At 35.6% G+C, this 18476-nt stretch carries 16 protein-coding genes; 8 read left to right on the plus strand and 8 right to left on the minus strand.

Features of this window, described 5'->3' with window-relative positions; translation table 11 throughout:
• Positions 1–30 precede the first annotated feature (30 nt).
• Positions 31–1473 (plus strand): phosphoglucomutase/phosphomannomutase family protein, encoded by a 1443-nt coding sequence (locus QNJ66_RS12570; RefSeq protein WP_300507245.1) that lies wholly within the window; start codon positions 31–33, stop codon positions 1471–1473.
• Between the two features lie 56 nt (positions 1474–1529).
• On the opposite strand, the gene QNJ66_RS12575 is transcribed toward QNJ66_RS12570, so the two are convergent.
• Together QNJ66_RS12575 and QNJ66_RS12580 are read right to left on the minus strand one after the other, a co-directional pair.
• Entirely contained in the window at positions 1530–1889 is a 360-nt protein-coding gene (locus QNJ66_RS12575; RefSeq protein WP_300507248.1) for a 2Fe-2S iron-sulfur cluster-binding protein, read from the minus strand.
• Between the two features lie 248 nt (positions 1890–2137).
• On the minus strand, positions 2138–3586 hold the full coding sequence (locus QNJ66_RS12580; protein WP_300507251.1) for an NAD(P)/FAD-dependent oxidoreductase: 1449 nt from the start codon (positions 3584–3586) through the stop codon (positions 2138–2140).
• Positions 3587–3721: 135 nt separating this feature from the next.
• Here QNJ66_RS12580 and QNJ66_RS12585 point away from each other — a divergent pair, with 135 nt between their 5' ends.
• The gene (locus tag QNJ66_RS12585; RefSeq protein ID WP_300507254.1) at positions 3722–3934 is read left to right on the plus strand and encodes an RNA-binding S4 domain-containing protein; all 213 of its coding nucleotides are present in this window, start codon (positions 3722–3724) and stop codon (positions 3932–3934) included.
• A 326-nt stretch (positions 3935–4260) separates the two neighbouring features.
• Entirely contained in the window at positions 4261–6699 is a 2439-nt protein-coding gene (locus QNJ66_RS12590) for a CPBP family glutamic-type intramembrane protease (protein ID WP_300507257.1), read from the plus strand.
• A 292-nt stretch (positions 6700–6991) separates the two neighbouring features.
• Here the strand turns inward: QNJ66_RS12590 and QNJ66_RS12595 are convergent, their stop codons facing one another.
• The 4 genes from QNJ66_RS12595 to QNJ66_RS12610 all read right to left on the minus strand — a co-directional run bounded on the left by QNJ66_RS12595 (position 6992) and on the right by QNJ66_RS12610 (position 10990).
• The gene (locus QNJ66_RS12595; RefSeq protein WP_300507260.1) at positions 6992–8032 is read right to left on the minus strand and encodes a hemolysin family protein; all 1041 of its coding nucleotides are present in this window, start codon (positions 8030–8032) and stop codon (positions 6992–6994) included.
• 7 nt (positions 8033–8039) lie between these two features.
• Positions 8040–9152, minus strand: coding sequence for an FAD-dependent oxidoreductase (locus tag QNJ66_RS12600; RefSeq protein WP_300507262.1), 1113 nt, complete (start codon positions 9150–9152; stop codon positions 8040–8042).
• Positions 9153–9230: 78 nt separating this feature from the next.
• On the minus strand, positions 9231–9674 hold the full coding sequence (gene psbQ, locus QNJ66_RS12605) for a photosystem II protein PsbQ (RefSeq protein WP_300507264.1): 444 nt from the start codon (positions 9672–9674) through the stop codon (positions 9231–9233).
• A 359-nt stretch (positions 9675–10033) separates the two neighbouring features.
• On the minus strand, positions 10034–10990 hold the full coding sequence (locus QNJ66_RS12610; RefSeq protein WP_300507336.1) for a LysR family transcriptional regulator: 957 nt from the start codon (positions 10988–10990) through the stop codon (positions 10034–10036).
• A gap of 104 nt (positions 10991–11094) precedes the next feature.
• On the opposite strand from QNJ66_RS12610, the gene crcB reads away from it, so the two are divergent.
• Positions 11095–11463, plus strand: coding sequence for a fluoride efflux transporter CrcB (gene crcB / locus QNJ66_RS12615; protein WP_300507267.1), 369 nt, complete (start codon positions 11095–11097; stop codon positions 11461–11463).
• A 39-nt stretch (positions 11464–11502) separates the two neighbouring features.
• Here the strand turns inward: crcB and QNJ66_RS12620 are convergent, their stop codons facing one another.
• Entirely contained in the window at positions 11503–13506 is a 2004-nt protein-coding gene (locus QNJ66_RS12620; protein ID WP_300507269.1) for a glycosyltransferase family 2 protein, read from the minus strand.
• 244 nt (positions 13507–13750) lie between these two features.
• Between QNJ66_RS12620 and QNJ66_RS12625 the strand changes: the two genes are divergently transcribed.
• From QNJ66_RS12625 to QNJ66_RS12635, 3 genes are all read left to right on the plus strand, one after another.
• Complete coding sequence (locus QNJ66_RS12625; RefSeq protein WP_300507271.1) at positions 13751–14956, plus strand: RNA-guided endonuclease TnpB family protein; 1206 nt, start codon at positions 13751–13753, stop codon at positions 14954–14956.
• A gap of 49 nt (positions 14957–15005) precedes the next feature.
• Entirely contained in the window at positions 15006–15863 is an 858-nt protein-coding gene (locus QNJ66_RS12630; RefSeq protein ID WP_300507273.1) for a DUF547 domain-containing protein, read from the plus strand.
• 148 nt (positions 15864–16011) lie between these two features.
• Positions 16012–16653: a hypothetical protein gene (locus tag QNJ66_RS12635; RefSeq protein WP_300507275.1), complete on the plus strand. Its 642-nt coding sequence runs from the start codon at positions 16012–16014 to the stop codon at positions 16651–16653.
• Positions 16654–16687: 34 nt separating this feature from the next.
• Here QNJ66_RS12635 and QNJ66_RS12640 read toward each other — a convergent pair whose 3' ends face one another.
• Entirely contained in the window at positions 16688–17836 is a 1149-nt protein-coding gene (locus QNJ66_RS12640; protein ID WP_300507278.1) for a SpoIID/LytB domain-containing protein, read from the minus strand.
• Between the two features lie 83 nt (positions 17837–17919).
• On the opposite strand from QNJ66_RS12640, the gene QNJ66_RS12645 reads away from it, so the two are divergent.
• Positions 17920–18405, plus strand: coding sequence for an N-acetyltransferase (locus QNJ66_RS12645; protein WP_300507281.1), 486 nt, complete (start codon positions 17920–17922; stop codon positions 18403–18405).
• Positions 18406–18476: the final 71 nt, after the last annotated feature.

Genomic DNA, 18476 nt, shown 5'->3' on the forward strand with positions numbered 1-18476 from the left:
AATATAGTGTGAAAAATTCTAAGGATTTATATGGCTTTTACTCAAAATCCGATCAAGTTTGGAACCGATGGCTGGCGTGGGGTAATAGCAGCCGACTTTACCTTTGAAAGAGTGGCACTGCTGGCTCCTTTGTGCGCTAAGATTTTAGAAGAAAATTACGGCACTTCTAGCAGCGAGCGCAAAATTATTGTTGGTTATGATCGCCGTTTCTTGGCAGAAGAGTTTGCTGAGGTGACTGCCAACGCAATCATCGAAGCAGGTTACGATGTTATTTTATCGGAGTCTTATGCCCCTACTCCGGCTTTTAGTTGGGCAGCCAAAGTGCAAAACGCATTAGGGGCGATCGTTTTAACAGCTAGTCATAACCCGGCCAAGTATCTAGGGTTAAAGGTGAAAGGGGCTTTCGGGGGATCAGTAGCACCAGCAATTACCCAACAAATAGAGGAATTGCTTCCTAACCCACCTCAGTTTTCCGCCTCCCCTGGCAGTTTAAGCCATTTTGACCCCTGGGAAAGCTACTGTCAAGGCCTACGTCAAAAAGTAGATATCAACGCCATTCAAGGGGCAATTAAAGCGGGGAAATTAAGAGTTTTTGCCGATGTGATGCACGGGGCTGCGGCCAGTGGTTTGGAAAGGCTGTTGGGTTGCCCTATCGAAGAGATTAATGGCGATCGCGATCCCTTGTTTGAAGGGGGCGCGCCTGAACCGTTACCCCGTTATCTCAGTAAGTTATTCCATACCATAAAAACCGCTATAAGTCAAGGGGATAATAGTTTAAGAGTAGGGTTAGTTTTTGACGGAGATAGCGATCGCATTGCTGCGGTGGATGGACAGGGAAACTTCCTTAGTTCTCAGATTTTAATTCCCATCTTAATCGATCATTTAGCTAAGCGAAAAGGGTTTACAGGAGAGATTATTAAAACGGTCAGTGGTTCTGATTTAATTCCCCGTTTAGCTGACGTTTATAATTTGCCTATTCATGAGACTCCTATTGGTTATAAATATATCGCTGATCGGATGTTAAATGCTGAGGTTTTAATTGGTGGTGAAGAATCAGGAGGAATTGGTTACGGAACCCATATTCCTGAAAGGGATGCCCTTTTGTCTGCATTATATGTTTTAGAAGCAGTTGTGGAAAGTGGTAAAGATTTAGGTCAATACTATAGTCAACTACAAGAAAAAACAGACTTTTTTAATGCTTATAATCGCATCGATTTGCCTTTAGCTAATATGGAAGTTAGAGCTAAATTATTACACCATTTAGAGACGAAACCATTAACAGAGATTGCTGGTCAAAATGTAGAAATTTGTGATACAAAAGACGGTTATAAACATCGTTTAACCGATGGAAGTTGGTTACTAATTCGCTTTAGTGGAACGGAACCTGTTTTAAGATTATACTGCGAATCTTTGACCATGAAACAAGTTCATCAAACTTTAAACTGGGCAAAAAATTGGGCTAATTCTATTTAAGCTTTTCAGGTTTTTAACTATTAGGGATAATTACTAAATTATCCCTATAAATCTATTTAAAATTCGTCGTTAATGACGGAGTTTTCAGCAGTCCAAACCACATTATCACCTTGTCCCCAGAAACCGTCGTATTTAGTTAATTTTAAATCTCCATACACTTTAGTTTGACAAGCTAAACGAAGATTTTTTTCTAAAGAATGGGGAGGTAGAGAACGTCTTGTTTTATCTTTCCAGTTAGCTTCAGACACTGTACCTTCTATTTCTAAAGAACAAGTACCACAGGTTCCAATACCCCGACAATTGATAATTTTCGCTTGACCATTATAGAGATCAATATTGTTCTTAAGAAGAACACGGCGTAAATTTTCCCCTTGATTACAGGTTATAATTTTTCCTTGTGCTGTAATTTTAAACATAGAATGATAAACTATTATGTTTTTATCCTAATTATACCCTATTTTAATCAATAAAAATCAACATCGTCGGGTGGGCAAATCAAAACTTATAGTCGTTTCAAATAAGTTTGAAACAGAGTAGTGTGAGCAGGATGCTCACTATGTTTACAATATAGTAGCCACGTTTTGTCTCATTTATATTTGAATTAACTATATCTAAATCTATTGTAATACTAGAAATTTTTGACCACCTAAAAAACTTAAATCAATCATCTTTTAAGTAATAAAGATAATACAATTAAAATAATTACTATAACCCCAAGACTCAGTAACATTTTTGTAGTTCTATTGCTTTTAGTTAAAATTTCTGAATAAGATAATTGATGATTTTGAATCAGCACAAAAGAATGAGGACTAAACATAAAAGGTAGGAAACGACTCAAAAGTAAACGAGCAAAAAAGTTAACACTCCATAATCTTTTTTGTAAAATATCTTGATTATATTGCCAAGGATAACTAATCTGAACTAAACGAATTAATGCTTTAATATCTTTCTGTCGTCGCTTTTGATAAATGGGAAGTGCTTGAGAAAGATTATCTTGAGTTTCTGTTAATATTTCCTGGAAAATATAAACATCTTCTAATGCAGAATTAACCCCTTGTGCAAGATCAGGAGGAAAACAATGGACAGCATCCCCTAATAAGATAACAGCAGTTCCCTGATTATTATCAGGTTTTCCCCAGATTTTATAGACTCCCGAACAATATTGAGGGATGGGAAATGTTCCTCCTTGACTAAAGGTAAATCTTTCTATTTCTTCATGAGAAAGAATTTTTTCTATAGGAATTTGAGGAAAAGCTTTTTGAAAATATTGTCCAACATCTTCGGGTGTTTTTAATTGCCAAATGTGATGATCTGCATAAGTAATAATATTAGCCGTTCTGGTTTTATTAGGATTTTTAAAGGGTAATAAACCCAAAGAAATAGCCTTATTTTTTTCTTTAAAACTTGAACGAATAGCATAGGCAATTGTTGATGTGCTGATATCGTTTTCTTCTTCTGACAAGGGAAATTGAGGGGGCAAAGTAAGCACTTTATACCTCATTCCAGAACTAGGAGAAGGAAACCTTTGCATCTCAAATAAGTGGGATTTATCTTCACTTTTTTGAAGAGTTTGACGGACAAGAGAATTTAATCCATCACCTCCTATTAATAAAGTAGGAGTCAAGGTTATTGGTTGATTATCTTCACTTTGAGTAATGATTTTTAAATGGTTTTTGATAATTTTAATTTCCAGACAATTGGTGTTAAATAAGACTTGAATACTATCTTGCCAATACTGTTTTATTTCTTGATAAAATAATTGTATCAACTCAGATCTAGGTAAGAAATAGGCTGTTTTTCTCTCAGGATCAATAATCGGTAGTTTTTTGGTTTTGCGTGTTGTGTCGGGTTTAATTACTGTTAAGTAAAAGTCTGTATTGGCAACACTCAAATCAGCTACTTTATCTGTAAGATTTAATGAATCTGTTAATTTTTGTCCTCTACCATCAATTTGATAACTAAAAGATTTATCGGGTTCATAATAATCAGAAGAGGGTATTTTCTCAATGACTGTAATATTTTTCCAGCCTCTTTTTGCTAACATTAATGCTGTACCTAAACCTGTAGGTCCGCCACCAATAATAACAACACTTTTTTTGTCAAAGTTACTCATAATCGATAATATTTATTCCCTAAAATACAGTTAACTATAACATATTATTAAAAGCCCGTCGTTAACGCCGGTGTCTTATTCTTTTAAATTTTTTATGCTATTATCTATAATAGTAAGGTATTATGGGAGTTTTCTGTGTCTTCAAAACCCAAAAAGTCTTTAGATATAATTAGATTGGGCCAGTTTATGAAATGGCAAAACTTAGTACAGAGTGGTGGTGAAGCAAAAATAAGAATTCAAGGGGGAGAAGTGATGGTTAATGGTTGTGTTGAGACAAGAAGGGGACGACAATTAATCAGTGGAGATAAAGTAACTTTTAATGGTAAGCATTACGAAGTCAATTTATAGTAAGCTGTTAAGCAGTTAAATCACTCCGCAGTGACTGACAATGAGACAGTGAGGGGGTTTTAAGGTTTGTTTACTAATTTGTCAATACGTTGTTTAAATTCCTATTAGCTTAAGGGTTCGCCTCGTTTTTCTAAGAGAAATTTGTTAATAACTTAAATATTAAATATTTCTTTGTTATACTACTGCAATAAGTAGTTATATGATCTAAAAATATGTCTAATTTAGGTTCTATTTTGAATAAGTTTCTATTTAAAAATAAGGTTAACTTTCGGGACATTAGAGATATTTAAAAATGGCTATTCATAGGGCTATTATTATTTTTCTGTGTGAGTATTTTTAGTCAATATACTTTACAAGCTCAGAATAATTCTAACTATGCTATTAGTATGCAAGCTGACTTTAATCGGCCAGAATTTTATCCCCTTAACCAATCAATAAACCGTGACCAATATCAACCAGTCGCTGAATGGACAGGGCGATTAATTTTACCAACTCAAGAAGAAATCGTTGCTAAACAATCACAATGGGTAGAAAAAGATTGGGTTAAAATTGAACTACATAATACCCCACAAACCTTTCAACAATTAAGAGGAAAAATTGTAACTTTAACTTGGCAAGAGACACCCCAAGTGAATTATGTAGAGAAAGTTACTACAGATATAAAATTCAACGATAGAGCCAGAAAAGCTTATCAAAAGGGAGATGTTGTCCCTTCTCGTCTCAATGGAAGGAAACAAGTCGGCCCTTTACAATCCTTAGCCGGCGCACGTCAATACGATGATTTAATAGTAAAATTAACAGGAAATGTAGAACCTGTTTTAAACGATGATTTATTGACAGAAAAAGTAGAAGAAACACTGATTAAAATTGAAAGAGAACCTATACAAATAACTGGTCGCTATTATGGATTAGTAAAAATAGAAGGAGAAGCTAAAAACATTAATAGAAAACCCTCAGAAGATTGTCCAGGAGAAAAACCATGTTCAGGAGAATATTATCAAGTTCGTCACTACAATAGAGTTTCACAACGCTTTGATGGCCCTGTTGAAACAATCAGAATTCCCCAGCAACCTCGAGGTAATAATGGACGGTTTATTTCCACCCCTCGTTATCTGGAAAACGCCGAAACTGGAAAAGAGGGATGGTATATTTATGGGGCTCAAGATAAACAAGGAATTTTTACCGTACAGTCCTTAAAACCAAGAGCTTTAGTGCAACTAAAACCCGAAAGAGTTGAATTAAATCTACAGCCTGGACAACGTTATATTGCCCGAGAAAATTGGCAAAATACTCCAGAAAGAAAAGGGTCTTTTCAAAGTGTTTTAATTGCGCCTTCTGACCAGAATAGAGAACAAGCAATAAATGAATGGAAAGAAGGAGACTATGGCTTAGTAATTCATGCTTTTGGAGGAATTGGAGGAGATAATGGGGAAAGAATATCTGGTGGAACAGTAACCGGACATTTTTCTTATGGAGTGGCAAAAGTTGTTAAAGACTTTTTTACATCGGAGTTACAATTTGACATTATTTATTATCAAGTTTATGCCCAAAATCCACAAGGGATAATCTCTGGAAAGATTGACTGGTCAGCTTATTCAGGAGATTTACAAAGAGGATGGGTTGCTTCTCGCCCCTTGTCTGATGTTATTGTTAAGTTAGATGTTTTATCCGATTTTACAATAGCTAATCAAACCCTTTCTTTTGGGAGACAGCTATTAGAATCTATAGAAATAATGATGGCACGTTATCGCACAGGAGATGGCACTGGAGTTTCTTCTGTTACTCCTTCTACCTCTTGTGTTCAAGACTCTAGTCAGGCACTATATATTGCCATGCAAAAGTTAAAACAACAGGTCATTTCTTCTCCTGAATTAATGAATTGGTTAAAAGAAAATCCCTCACAAATAGAAAATTCATTATTTGGGCAACTCAAACAACTGCTTCAAAACTTAAATAAAATTTTAGTTCCCTCTGGGGTTATTCGGGCTGACTGGCAGCAAAACGCCGAAGTTTTAGCAGGAGTAGCCGGGGGAGAACGTTTAACCACAGGTGAAACTATCTTATCTGGACTGCGAAGTTGGCGAACTATGTTGCCCCGTCGCGCCCATGATGAAATGAGTTCTATTTTTTTACACAATAATGCCAGTTTATGGTTTTTGAGAACTAATCAAATTCTAGGCTGGGATGCAACTATTTTGCCCCTAGCTCCCACTTTCCTTTTTGGTCAAATTCCCTTATTTTCAACTGTATTCACGAGAGTCATTTCAGCCCTGACTTATCCTCTTTCTCCTGAAGATTGGTATCTTAGTTTAGGACTTTTATTAAGTTATGGCATAATTGTTCTTTCTCTTGGCTTTAAAAGCGGTTTTTTGACCTGGAAATTAGTTGATATTTCCCCTAAAAAATGTTTTCAAATTCTACAACTTTTCTTTTTGCCAGCCTTCATAGAAGAATTGGTGTTTCGGGTTATTTTACTCCCCCATTCCTTTGAAGGAGTTTATGGCATAGAATGGCTGTTTTGGGTAACTTTAAGTCTAAGTTCATTTATCGTTTATCATCCCCTCAACGCTTTATTATTCTATCCCCAAGGGAGAAATGTATTTAGAAAACCAATCTTCTTATTCTTTGCTGGGTTATTAGGGATTATTTGTGCTATCAGTTACACAATAACCGCTTCTTTATGGCCTCCCGTGGTCATTCATTGGTTGATTGTGGTGATTTGGTTATTTTTCCTGAGTGGAGAACAAAAATTGACGATAAATTAATAACAATTAACAACAATTAACTTTCTTGAGTTGCTGTAACGGAAGACTTATGCTTTGCAGATAATAAGGTCGTCCACTTAGTTGTCAAGAGTCGGGGAACTAACAAACAAAATAGACTATTTAACAGTAACATCACCCATAATTGGAGATTGCTCATTTCCATAAGATAAAAGCCTCTTCTTTTGTTTATTTTTTCGCATCCCTAATTATGCCTAATATTGTTGAAAAAAGAAATAGCATTAAGTTTTAAATTTCTTGTTAGACAGATAAGTTTTTCTCAAGTTACAAAATATTAAGGTTTTATACCTCTGGAATTCAATAAAACTTTACGTTTTTTTCTAGCAATTTCTTGTAAGTCAATAATTCGATCAGTTTCATCAACTATTTCCCCGGTTAATACTTCTAAAACATCCTCTAAGGTTACTACTCCTGCAACTCCACCATATTCATCTAAAACAACCATTAAATGCTCACAAGTATCTTGAAAAGTCTTGAGTAACTTATCCGCTTTAATGGTTTCAGGAACATAATAAACTTGACGAAGTAACTGATTAATTTTCTTATTTTCTTTTCCTCTAATAATAGCTGTAAGTAATTCATCTTTAAGACAATATCCAATTACTTTATCGATAGATTCTTCAATAACTAAAATGCGACTATGTTCAGAATTAATAATTTCTTCTTGAGACTCTATTAAAGTTAATTCTCCTGGTAAAAAAGTGACAATTACTCTAGGAGTCATTAACTCGCTTGCGGTTAAATCATTGAGTTGAAATACTCGTTGAATCATTTCTGCTTCATCGTCTTCGATCACTCCTTCTTTATGACCAATCATAGTTAAAAAACGGATTTCTGTTTCATTGGTAGTCGGTAATTTTCCCTGTTTAGTAAAAGGAGAAGTTATTTGTTCCATTAACCAAACTAGAGGGGTAAAAATGACTGTCAAAAATTGTACAGGAATGGCAACAGATAGAGCGATGGGTTCAGAATACCTTTCCCCAATAGTTTTCGGAATAATCTCACCGCAGACAATAATTAGAAAAGTTAAAACGCTAGAAAATAATCCTAACCAAGCATCTCCTAAAACACTAGCAGCCAAGCTACCAATAACAATACTGCCTACAATATTAAAAATGTTATTTAGGATAACAATAGTAGCAATAGGACGGTTCATTTTACTGCGAATTGACTGTAAAACTATTGCTGTTTTTTTCTTAGACTGTGCTAACTGTTTAACTCGAACCCGTGAAACAGAAAATAAAGCAGTTTCTGCACAAGCACAAATTGCTGAACCAGTTAAGACAATTAAAACCACAAAAATAATATTAAACATAATAATTTTATTTTAAAGCATTTTCCATAATTTTATCTCGAATCATTAAAGCTGTTGCAGGAGCTAATAAAATACCGTTACGATAATGACCAGTAGCTAATAATACACCAGGATAGTTAGGAACTTCTTTAATAATAGGTGCTGCTTCTCCATCGGGACGAGGACGTTTTCCCGACCAAGTATTAACAATTTTTCCTTTTCTCAATTCAGGAAAGACAGAAAAAACTTGTTTTTTTGCCTGTTCTAAAAACTCAATATTTGGCTTTACCTCTCCCCTTTGATTAGGAAATTCTAAGGTTGCACCTATCCAATATTCTTGATTATTAATAGGAACAATATGGATGTCTTCCCCAGTAATCACAGGTTGAAAATTTACATTTCCTAAAGTATGATTCAACTTAATTTGTAATGCTTGTCCAAGAACAGGTTTAATTTTAACCATAGGTTGCAGGTGATCAATCAAAGGAGTCGAACCCAAACCAGCACAAATAATTAACCAATCCGTTTCTAGGGTCTGGTATGACGTTTTTATATGGTACGATTGACCATTATTTGCACTATCTATACCCATTGAAGTAATATTTTCAACTTTGACTCCAAACTGACAATTTACACCGTTTTGAGAGGCAGCTAAAACAAGAGATTCAGTTAAAATAGTCGGGTTAATTTGTTTATCATTAGGGGAATAAATTGCCCCAATCACACGATCATTTTGTACTTGAGGACAGCGTTTTAATAACTCATTTCGATCCCAAATTTCCAGAGGGTATCCGTTATCATGACGAAATTTTTGTAATTTATCCCATCTTTCTAAGGGATCATCAGCAAACCGTAACATTAAAATACCCTGATGGTTAACAGGAATTTTCTTACCTGTTAACCCTTCTAACTCAGGAATTAAAGTTGTATAACGTTCTAAACTAAGCTGCCTAAGTTTCCAACCCCTTCCCCTTTTTTTCTGGCTAATAATAGCCATTAAAACCCCTAAAGCTGCCCCTGTTGAACCAGAAGCAGGTTTTTTTTCATCAATTAGGGTAATATCTAAACCCTTAATTAAACTTAGTTCGTAGGCAATAGACGATCCAATTACACCGGCACCAATAATAGTAATACGAGTCATATAATTAATAATCTAAAAGCTGAAATAAGTAGAGGGCATAATAATTATGCCCCCCAAAATATTACATTTAAAATGACCTTAACTACTGGGAAGTAAATCTAAGAACCCTTGTAAATGCTCAACTGCTTCACGATATTGGCGTTGTGCAGCCACTGCATTACGTTCCTTAGCTGCAGCATCCAAGCGTTCAAAGTCGCTGAATAAAGCCTTAGATAAATTTCTCGCTTCCTTTTGATCTTTTGGTAACAAAGAACGAGTTAAACTACTCATTTCTTGACGAAGACCCCCTAAAGGCCCGTGAATATAAGTACGGGTATCGATCCAATTTTGATCCGCAATAAAACCTTTGAGAATGTTTAAATTTTCCTTTGCTTCCTCAATGGGTTCAACCAGAATCTGTAATTGTTCAATTTTTTCGGGAGAATAGGTAGTGGGAATAGAGGCTTTCGGACCCCCACAACTAACACAGAAGATGGCCACAGCCACCAATAATAAAGAGAGAATAGACCGAATACGTGGCATATTTCTAAGTTTTGTTAATGATATTAAGTAGACTCCTCCGTTAATTCTCTCAAGAATTGAGTAAATTGGTCAATGTTTTTATTAGAAAAAATGTACTAATTAAGCAAGTCTGTCCAGGTTTGTATAGGTTTTACTTACATCTTGCATCAGAACAGGAATACTTAATAATTAGAGGCAGAAGGCAGGGTGCAGGAAGCAGGAGGGAATAAAAAAGTTGAAAAATAAGATTATTTAGCTTTTAAATGTCTTATAACTTACTATATAACGTGATATATAAGTATTAATCCTTCTGCCTCCTGCCTTTCAACTCCTGCCTCAAAGAAAACTAGGCTTTTATTTGAAGGTGCAAGATGTCGGTTTTAGGAAGCAGACTGATTAAGTGTAGGATCATTAAACTTCTTCACTTGTTGACGAACCAAATGGCAAAAATGAGCAATAGGAGGAATAGTAATGCGATCGCTGGTAGAAACTAAAACCACTTGACGAGTTAATTGTTGAAGAGGTTTTGGGTTAGACTCATCTACAATAGGAAGCAAAGGACGCACCGATAAACTCTCATCTTTACTGCTTTCTATTAAAGCAGTTTCTGGTAACAAAGCGACGATTTCTCCTTGTCTAACCACCCCTCGAAAAGCATCTAGGGTATTCAATTCCATCACTGCATTGATAGTTAAATTGTGCATTGAACACCATTCCTGTAGCAATCTTTGCATTCCATAACCATCTTTAAAAACTACTTGCGGATACTTCATTAATTCTGTATAGGGAACTTCTTTATAGCTAGTTAAAGGATGATCCGCAGCCATTAAAACATCAATCTTCTCTTCATATAATAAATCAACAGTCATCTCAGAGCTAGTGGTTAAAAAACGATTATTCATGACGATCGCAATATCCACTAAACCATCTCTTAACACCTTTAATGTGCGATCGCTACCTAAGGCCGTCACCCTTAATTGTACTTGAGGATAATCTACACAAAATTTTTGTAAAATTGGCGGTAAGAAATGGGAGCAAACCGAATGAATGGCTGCTACGCATAATTCTGGTTGTTTTCCTGCTTGTAAATCTTTGATTTCTTGCCCAACCGTTGCCCATTCTTGACAAATTTTTCTCGCTCTTGGCAACAATTTTTCCCCTGCTACCGTCAATCTTGCTTGAGCTGAGCGGTGAAACAATAAAGCCCCTAAGTTCGCTTCTAGGGCTTGTATTTGTCGGCTGATAGTGGATTGGGTAATGCTACACTTAGTTGCTGCCTGTCCAAAACTACCCGTCTCTGCGATCACCAAGAATGCTTGTAGTTGCTCAATTCGCATTGATAAGGCTTTAGGTATCTTCAACTCTTGATAATATCTTATTTTGGCAGTTTATTTCGTAGAATTTGATACTAAACTAATGAATAGTTGATTATTTTTTTTCTATGCAGTTTTTATTAGTATTTTTAGGAGGGGGTTTAGGGAGTTGTTGTCGTTATCTTATTAGTAAAATAATTAACGAACAAATAGAAACAATTTTCCCGTGGGGAACCTTAACAGTTAATTTAATCGGTTGTTTAATTATTGGTATTATAATTGGTTTAATTGAAAAATTCCCAATCCATCCTTATTGGATACTATTTCTAGTAACAGGATTTTGTGGAGGTTTTACTACTTTTTCTTCTTTTTCTTTAGAAAATAATTTACTCTTAAGAGATCAAAAACACACCTTATTATTAGTTTATACAATGTTTAGTTTATTGTGGGGATTTGCTGCTACTTTTCTCGGACTAATACTTATCAAAAGATTTTAGTTATATAGCTCATCATTAATCAGTTGACTGTTGAAGTTATCAAACTTTCTTTTGCCAAATTGTCCACAAGTACCCCAAGATAAAAGGTAACCATAAAACTAATCTTTCTTGACTATTTAAAAACCAACTTGTATCTCCTAATGCTTGACGATATTGTAAAACAAAATAAATAAAACTCGATAAACTAATTAAACGAACTCCTAAATTTTGATTGACTACAGCAAAAGGAATAATCCAAGTAAAATACCAAGCATGAATAACAGGAGAAACTATATATAAGAAAAAAAAGTATCCTAAACTAAATTGGCGAAAAGTTCTTGTTTGAGTTAATAACCAAATGATAGCAATAACTAAGGGAATAGCATAAATCCAATTCCATTGATGGGAATTTTGCCAAACTAAAGCTAATAAATAGGGAAAAAATTCGGCACTTTTTCCATAGGAAACGAAGTTAGAACTAGTAGGAATCAAAGGACATTCTTCTAGAGAACAAAAAGGAATTGCGCTTAAAACTAATGGCAATAATCCACTCATTAATACTAAACTAGCGAAGAAAAAATTAATCCGACGAAAAGCTTGATAAACTAAAAAGCCTAAAATCGGCAAAGATATCCATTTTACTGCAATACTAATCCCGACGAAAACACCAGATGAAACCCATCTCCAAGAAAAATCATGATTGTGATTAGAATCAAAAATTAACCAAGAAATTACTAAAGGCAAAATAAACCAACTATCATAGTGAGACCCTCCAGCAAAAGAATAAATCACTAAAGGATTCCAAGCATAAAGTAGGGTTCTTCTCTCACCAAAACGACGAGCTAACAACCAACAAATAAACAAATCAGCAACAATAAATCCCAATTTGAAAATCATTACACTGGGACTAATTGTCGCTAAAAAACGAAATCCCCATTGTGCAATAGGGGGATAGATAGCAGAGGTATCAAGATGATTAATTAGAGACCACCATTCTGTTCGATAGGGTATTAATTCAACTGCATCGGGAGCAAAATGATAGGGACTAATTCCTAATGTTTGTAAATATCCTTCCCAAAGATATCTCCAAATATCATCACCTGGATACATGGGAAGTAGCAATAAACGAGTCAATATTGTAACTGTCCAAAACCAAACCTTTGAAAGATTAGTAATTCCCCAAGACAAAAAAAATCCCAATCCCATAATTCCTATCCCTTGCAAAAATGGAGGAACAGTTTCTATTTTGAGAAAATCCCCATTAGGAATAATTAAAATTGTTCCTAAAAGCAAAAAAATAGACGAAAAGAATAATAAAAATTTAGATGAATTAAAGTTCAGTTTATCTCTTAAATATAAATTTCCTAGGGTCGTCAAAATAATAATTCCGGCTTTAATACTTCCAGAAATCGTTCCCGAAATTTTTGATTTCCCTCCTTTTCGAGGATAGTAATTTACAGGAATTTCACAAATATTTAGATTAGATTGAACGGCTTTTACTTGCATTTCCACCGTCCAACCAAATCCCCTATCTTCCATGGAAAAACTTTCTAATGCAGAACGGCGAATTAAGCGTAAAGGCCCTAAATCATGGTACGAATAACCCCATCCTAATTGAATCAGAAAACTAGCCAATCGGTTACCAAATTTTTGTACCGGTGTCATGACTTGACAACCCTTCACTGTGGCAGTGCGATCGCCTAAAATAAGGTCATAGGTTTTTTGTTTGGGCCAAAATTCCTCAAGTTGTGTTATGTCATCACTCCCATCTCCATCACAGAACAAAATCCACTCAATTTCAGGTGGTAAATTCTGTAAACCTGTCCAACAAGCTTGTCCGTATCCAACAATTGGTTCAGAGATGACTTCAACTCCTGCTTTTTCCGCTAAAGTTGCACTGCGATCACTGCTACCATTATCAATAATCCGAATTTTCTGCAATCCTAAATCATGTAGAGAGTTAATAACATTAATGATAGTTGCTTCTTCATTACGAACGGGGATAATAACTAGAATATTAACTAACCCTTTAGCTTTCTGGGAATTTGAATTAATGTTACTCATCTTATTTTTTTTATTTAGTTTTAAGTATAATGCTATAAAATAATGATTATTTTATCATTTTCTCAACTAAAATTAAGATTTTTCGTTTTAACAAAATTATTGGCAGAAGTCCCCAGCTATAAATTCTCAAAGAAATATTGATATGTTAGGTGGGGATGAATGACAATCAAAAAAATAAACAACACAACCTCCGAGCCATCTTATCTTTGTGCTATAATATTAGCAATCGTGCAAGTAGATGATAATGTACAAGGCATATAAATTTAGAATCTATCCTGATACTAAGCAACAGCAAGCATTAGCGAAGGCTTTTGGTTGTTGTAGATGGTATTGGAATTATTCTTTAGATTTATGCCAGAAAACTTATCAAAAGACGGGTAAAAGTTTGAGCAGGGGAGCTATTCAAGGTCTTTTACCAGGACTTAAAAAAGAATATCCTTGGCTCAGTGATGCTTACTCTCAGTGTTTACAATTTGTAGCTTTAAATCTCTCACGAGCTTACCAAAATTTCTTTGAGAAAAGAGCGAAGTTACCTCGATTCAAATCAAAGCATGGTAGGCAATCCATGAGTTATCCTGCTAATGTTAAGTTTGAAGGTGATTACCTTAAACTAAATCGAAAGATAGGTAAAATTTATTGTCGTCGTCACCGAGATTTTGAGGGAACTATTAAGACAGTTACTATCTCAAAAAACAGTGATGGCAAATACTATGCTTCGGTTACAGTTGATGATGGTCTAGAGAAACCAGAAACCTCAACAGAAGGCAAAGCAGTAGGAATAGATTTAGGATTAACTGATTTTGCTGTGACCAGTGATGGTTCCAAATTTGATAATCCTAGACATTTAGCTAAACATCAACAGAACTTAAAGCGTAAGCAACAAAAATTATCTCGTAAACAAAAGGGGAGTAATACTAGGCAAAAAGCTAGACGGTTAGTAGCTAAAGTCCATTCCAAAATCTCTAGATGTCGAGAAGATTTTTTACACAAACTATCCCGTAAGATAGTCAACGAAAACCAAGTTATTGCTGTAGAAAATCTCAATGTCAAGGGAATGGTGAAAAATCATAACTTAGCTAAAGCTATTAGTGACTGTGGTTGGGGAATGTTTTGTACAATGCTCAAATACAAAGCAGAAAACGAAGGAAAAACTTATATTGAAGTTGATAGATTTTTCCCTAGTTCTAAGACTTGTCATGTATGTCTAAATCAAGTAGATAGCTTACCTCTTGAGATTAGAAACTGGACTTGTGAGCATTGTCACACAAACCATGACCGTGACATAAACGCATCAATAAATATTAGAAATGAAGCCTTACGGATATTGTCGTTAGGGACTAGCGATACTGCTAATGGAGGGAATGTAAGACGGCTAGGAGGTAAGATTTCTTACCTCTTAGACGCAATTCCCAATGAGATTGGAAACCCCAACTATATTGCTTGCAATTAGTTGGGGTAGTTCACATAGTTAGTAAGGAACGAACTTAGAGTAGAGGATTATGAACAAGGGAGTAATACCAATTATTTTTTTGCTTATAGCATGGGGAATTGCTAGTTGTGGAGCAGTTGACAAGGAAGCGCAAAGCGAAAGTTCTCCCATTGATAAAAGTCAGATTGAAACAATTGTCAATGGTAATCCTTTTGATTATCAAGATTATGCTACGGTTTTAGAAACATATGTGGACGAGGGTGGACTAGTGGATTATGAGGGGTTACAGGCTAATCGAGAACAACTAGATCGCTTTAATCGCTCTTTGGGAGAAGTTTCCCCCGCAGTTTACAATAGCTGGAGTCAAGAGGAAAAACTAGCTTTCTTAATTAATGCCTACAATTCATTTACCTTAGAGTCAATTATCGACCAAAATCCCCTCAAAGACAGTATCCGCAAGATTCCTGGTGTGTGGAAAAGACGCAAATTTTCCCTCGCTCAAACTGAAAAAACTCTAGACAATATCGAACACGATATCATTCGCCAAGAGTTTAATGAGCCGAGAATTCATGCTGCTTTGGTTTGTGCTGCAATTAGCTGTCCACCCCTGCGTAATGAGCCTTATGTTCCCGAACGGTTAGACGCACAATTGGCAGAGCAGTCCCAAAAATGGATTGCTAGTCCTCATGGTTTTCAGATAGATCGACAAAATAATCGCGTTTCTATTTCGGCAATTTTTAAATGGTTTGGTGAAGATTGGCTCGAAACCTACAGTAGTGACGAAAAATTTGCTGGTAGCGAGCGCGAAAAAGCAGCACTTAATTTTATCAGTCAATATGTCCCTCCCGAAATTAGGACCTATTTGGCACAAGGCAATTATCGAATTAACTATTTAGATTATGACTGGTCTTTAAATAAACAAAATTAATCCAGCTGTAAATTTTCCGTTGCTGGACACGGAACTTATAGCATTTCCCATACTCATGAGGTGAGCTACAGAGCTTTTGCTTTTAATATTCTGCAAGGTTTATAAAAGAAAAATAGGGTCATTTATTTATTTGTAAAAAATGAAAGCTATGATGACGATTAATGAACTCAAAAATATTTGGTTAAATTTAGTCAGTTATAACCACTCAAACTTAGTATTTTGCCAAGAAAGCTGGAGTGAAATTGAAACAGCTTATGGACAATTATCAAGATATTATCATAATCTTAGTCATCTCATTCATCTCCTTAATTTAGCCTTTCAGTATCAAAATAATATCCAAGATTTTGATACCTTATTATTTTCAATATTTTATCATGACATTGTTTATCAAATTCCTGGAGAAAATAATGAATTAAAAAGTGCTGACATAGCAAAAAAAAGATTATTAATGATCAATTATCCGACTCAAAAAATCAAAAAGTGCTTTTCGCAAATTATTGCCACAAAAAATCATAGTGCAAAAAAAGAACTAGATATAAATTGGTTATTAGATTTAGATTTAGCTATCTTAGGGACACAGAGAAATCAATACATAGAATATACAAAAAAAATTAGACAAGAATATGCAATCTACCCTGACAAAATTTATAATCAGGGAAGAAGCAAAATTTTAAATACATTTCTTCAGCAAAAGACCTTATATAAAACTCAATTATGTCAGGAAAGATTTGAACAGACAGCTAGAAATAATCTAATCTGGGAACTTGAATTATTATCCATTATTGAATGAGAATAAATAGTTTCTAACCGTCAGTATTCTTTAATTAATTCAAGGTAGTTAATTGAGCATCTTTGTAATAATGACTCAAAATCTGATCATAACGAATACCTTGTTGAGCTAAATAATGGGTTCCCCATTGACTTAAGCCAATACCATGACCATAACCCCTCCCTTCAATAGTAAAAGTTCCGCGATTATTAGAGATAGTAAATAAGGTGCTTTTGAGCTTTAAAGCCCTACGTAGCTCATCATCAGTAATGTTACGAGAACCCCCACTACCGACAATTTTCATAGTAATAATGCGTCCATGAGGCGTAATTTTTTCAGGAATAAGCGATCGCACCGAACCCACGCCACCGATGAGACGACCCATTTCCCTAGCACTAAAGGTTTTATTCCATTGAAACACAGGAGCTAATTGATCATAATCTACCACACCCCGTAAATAGGGCAGAGGAGAACTCCAAACATCCTCAACATTTTCTGTATGACCCCCAGAAGAAGAATGGAAGGCTGATAAAATCACTTTACCCTTGTAAGTCAAAACTTGTCCTAAAGTAGCCTTAACCGCCTCATGAGTGGTGACAAATTCCGTTTGCAACCCCTTATATACCTGGGTGTTAGTAGTCGTATCTAAATCATAATAACGATTAGTCGCCCGAGACGCTTTGTAGAGAGCATAGGTTCGAGCTACCACTGCTTGAGATTTTAAAGCTTCTTGGGGCCAGGTGGGATAAGCTTCAGCACCAACCACACTGTACAGATATTCCTCTATATCTACCAAATTAAGAGCAGTTACCCCTTTTCCTTGACGAATCACCCGAACCTTGCCCCGATACCAGCGATCGCCGATCCAGATCACCCCATCGTCCTTGGGTTCGATGATCAGATGACTAGAGTTCCATTGATTGAGGTTAACCCCACTGCCTCCAGGTTTCACCGTAAAGCCATCCAGAGCCGCTAAATTGCCCATTGCTCGCCCTCCAGCGTCTCGGACAATGGCCTGGGTTGAACTGCCCACCTGCACAGCACTAACGCCCTTTTTGATAGCAATACGGAGTTCTTGGGCAGCTTGTGCCGGGAGACAGAATATAAGCCAAACTAACCCCATTAGTCCACCATATTTCGCCAAAGTTAGCCAGAATGTCTGGGTAGCCTTTCCCTGACTGTTGACCTGTTTATGTACTTTCATCACTGTTTTCCTCACACACACCTTACAAAATAGGGAAATCACATTGTATTATAGCTTTAGAGAATATCAAAAATAACCATATAATGTCCGCTTTATCCCGTCATTATCGTTTAAAACAGGGGAAAACCCAAGATAAGGCCAGACTGTTGAAATTTATGCAACTGACATATCAAGAGTTATTTCCCGAACAGTCTAATTTTAGTCATTTAAGCAAGACTATTGACCAATATTTATCATCAAAAACCCCTATTTGGTGGCTAGAATATCAACCCAACAAGGAAACAAAATCAGACATGATTGCTTGTCTCTGGATGGGAACCGCCATCGATCAAGTCAATGGTCATCAGTACGGACACATCTTTTTAATCTATGTTAAACCGAACCATCGTCGTCAAGGGTTAGCCACAACCTTGATCCAACAGGGACAACAATGGGTTAAGCAGCAAGGCTATGATCAAATTGGCCTACAGGTGTTTAAACGCAACCAAGCAGCCCTGAAACTGTATACCAAATTAGGCTTTTCCCCTCAATCTTATTTAATGTTTAAATCTGGAAATATCAACGAATAAAGACATTTTTTAAGCAATAGCTAATCCTACCATTATTAATCAAGTCAGTGATTTGTTCCAAAATTCGTTAT

It is taken from the genome of Crocosphaera sp., from assembly GCF_030064895.1.
Classification (GTDB): Bacteria; Cyanobacteriota; Cyanobacteriia; order Cyanobacteriales; family Microcystaceae; genus Crocosphaera.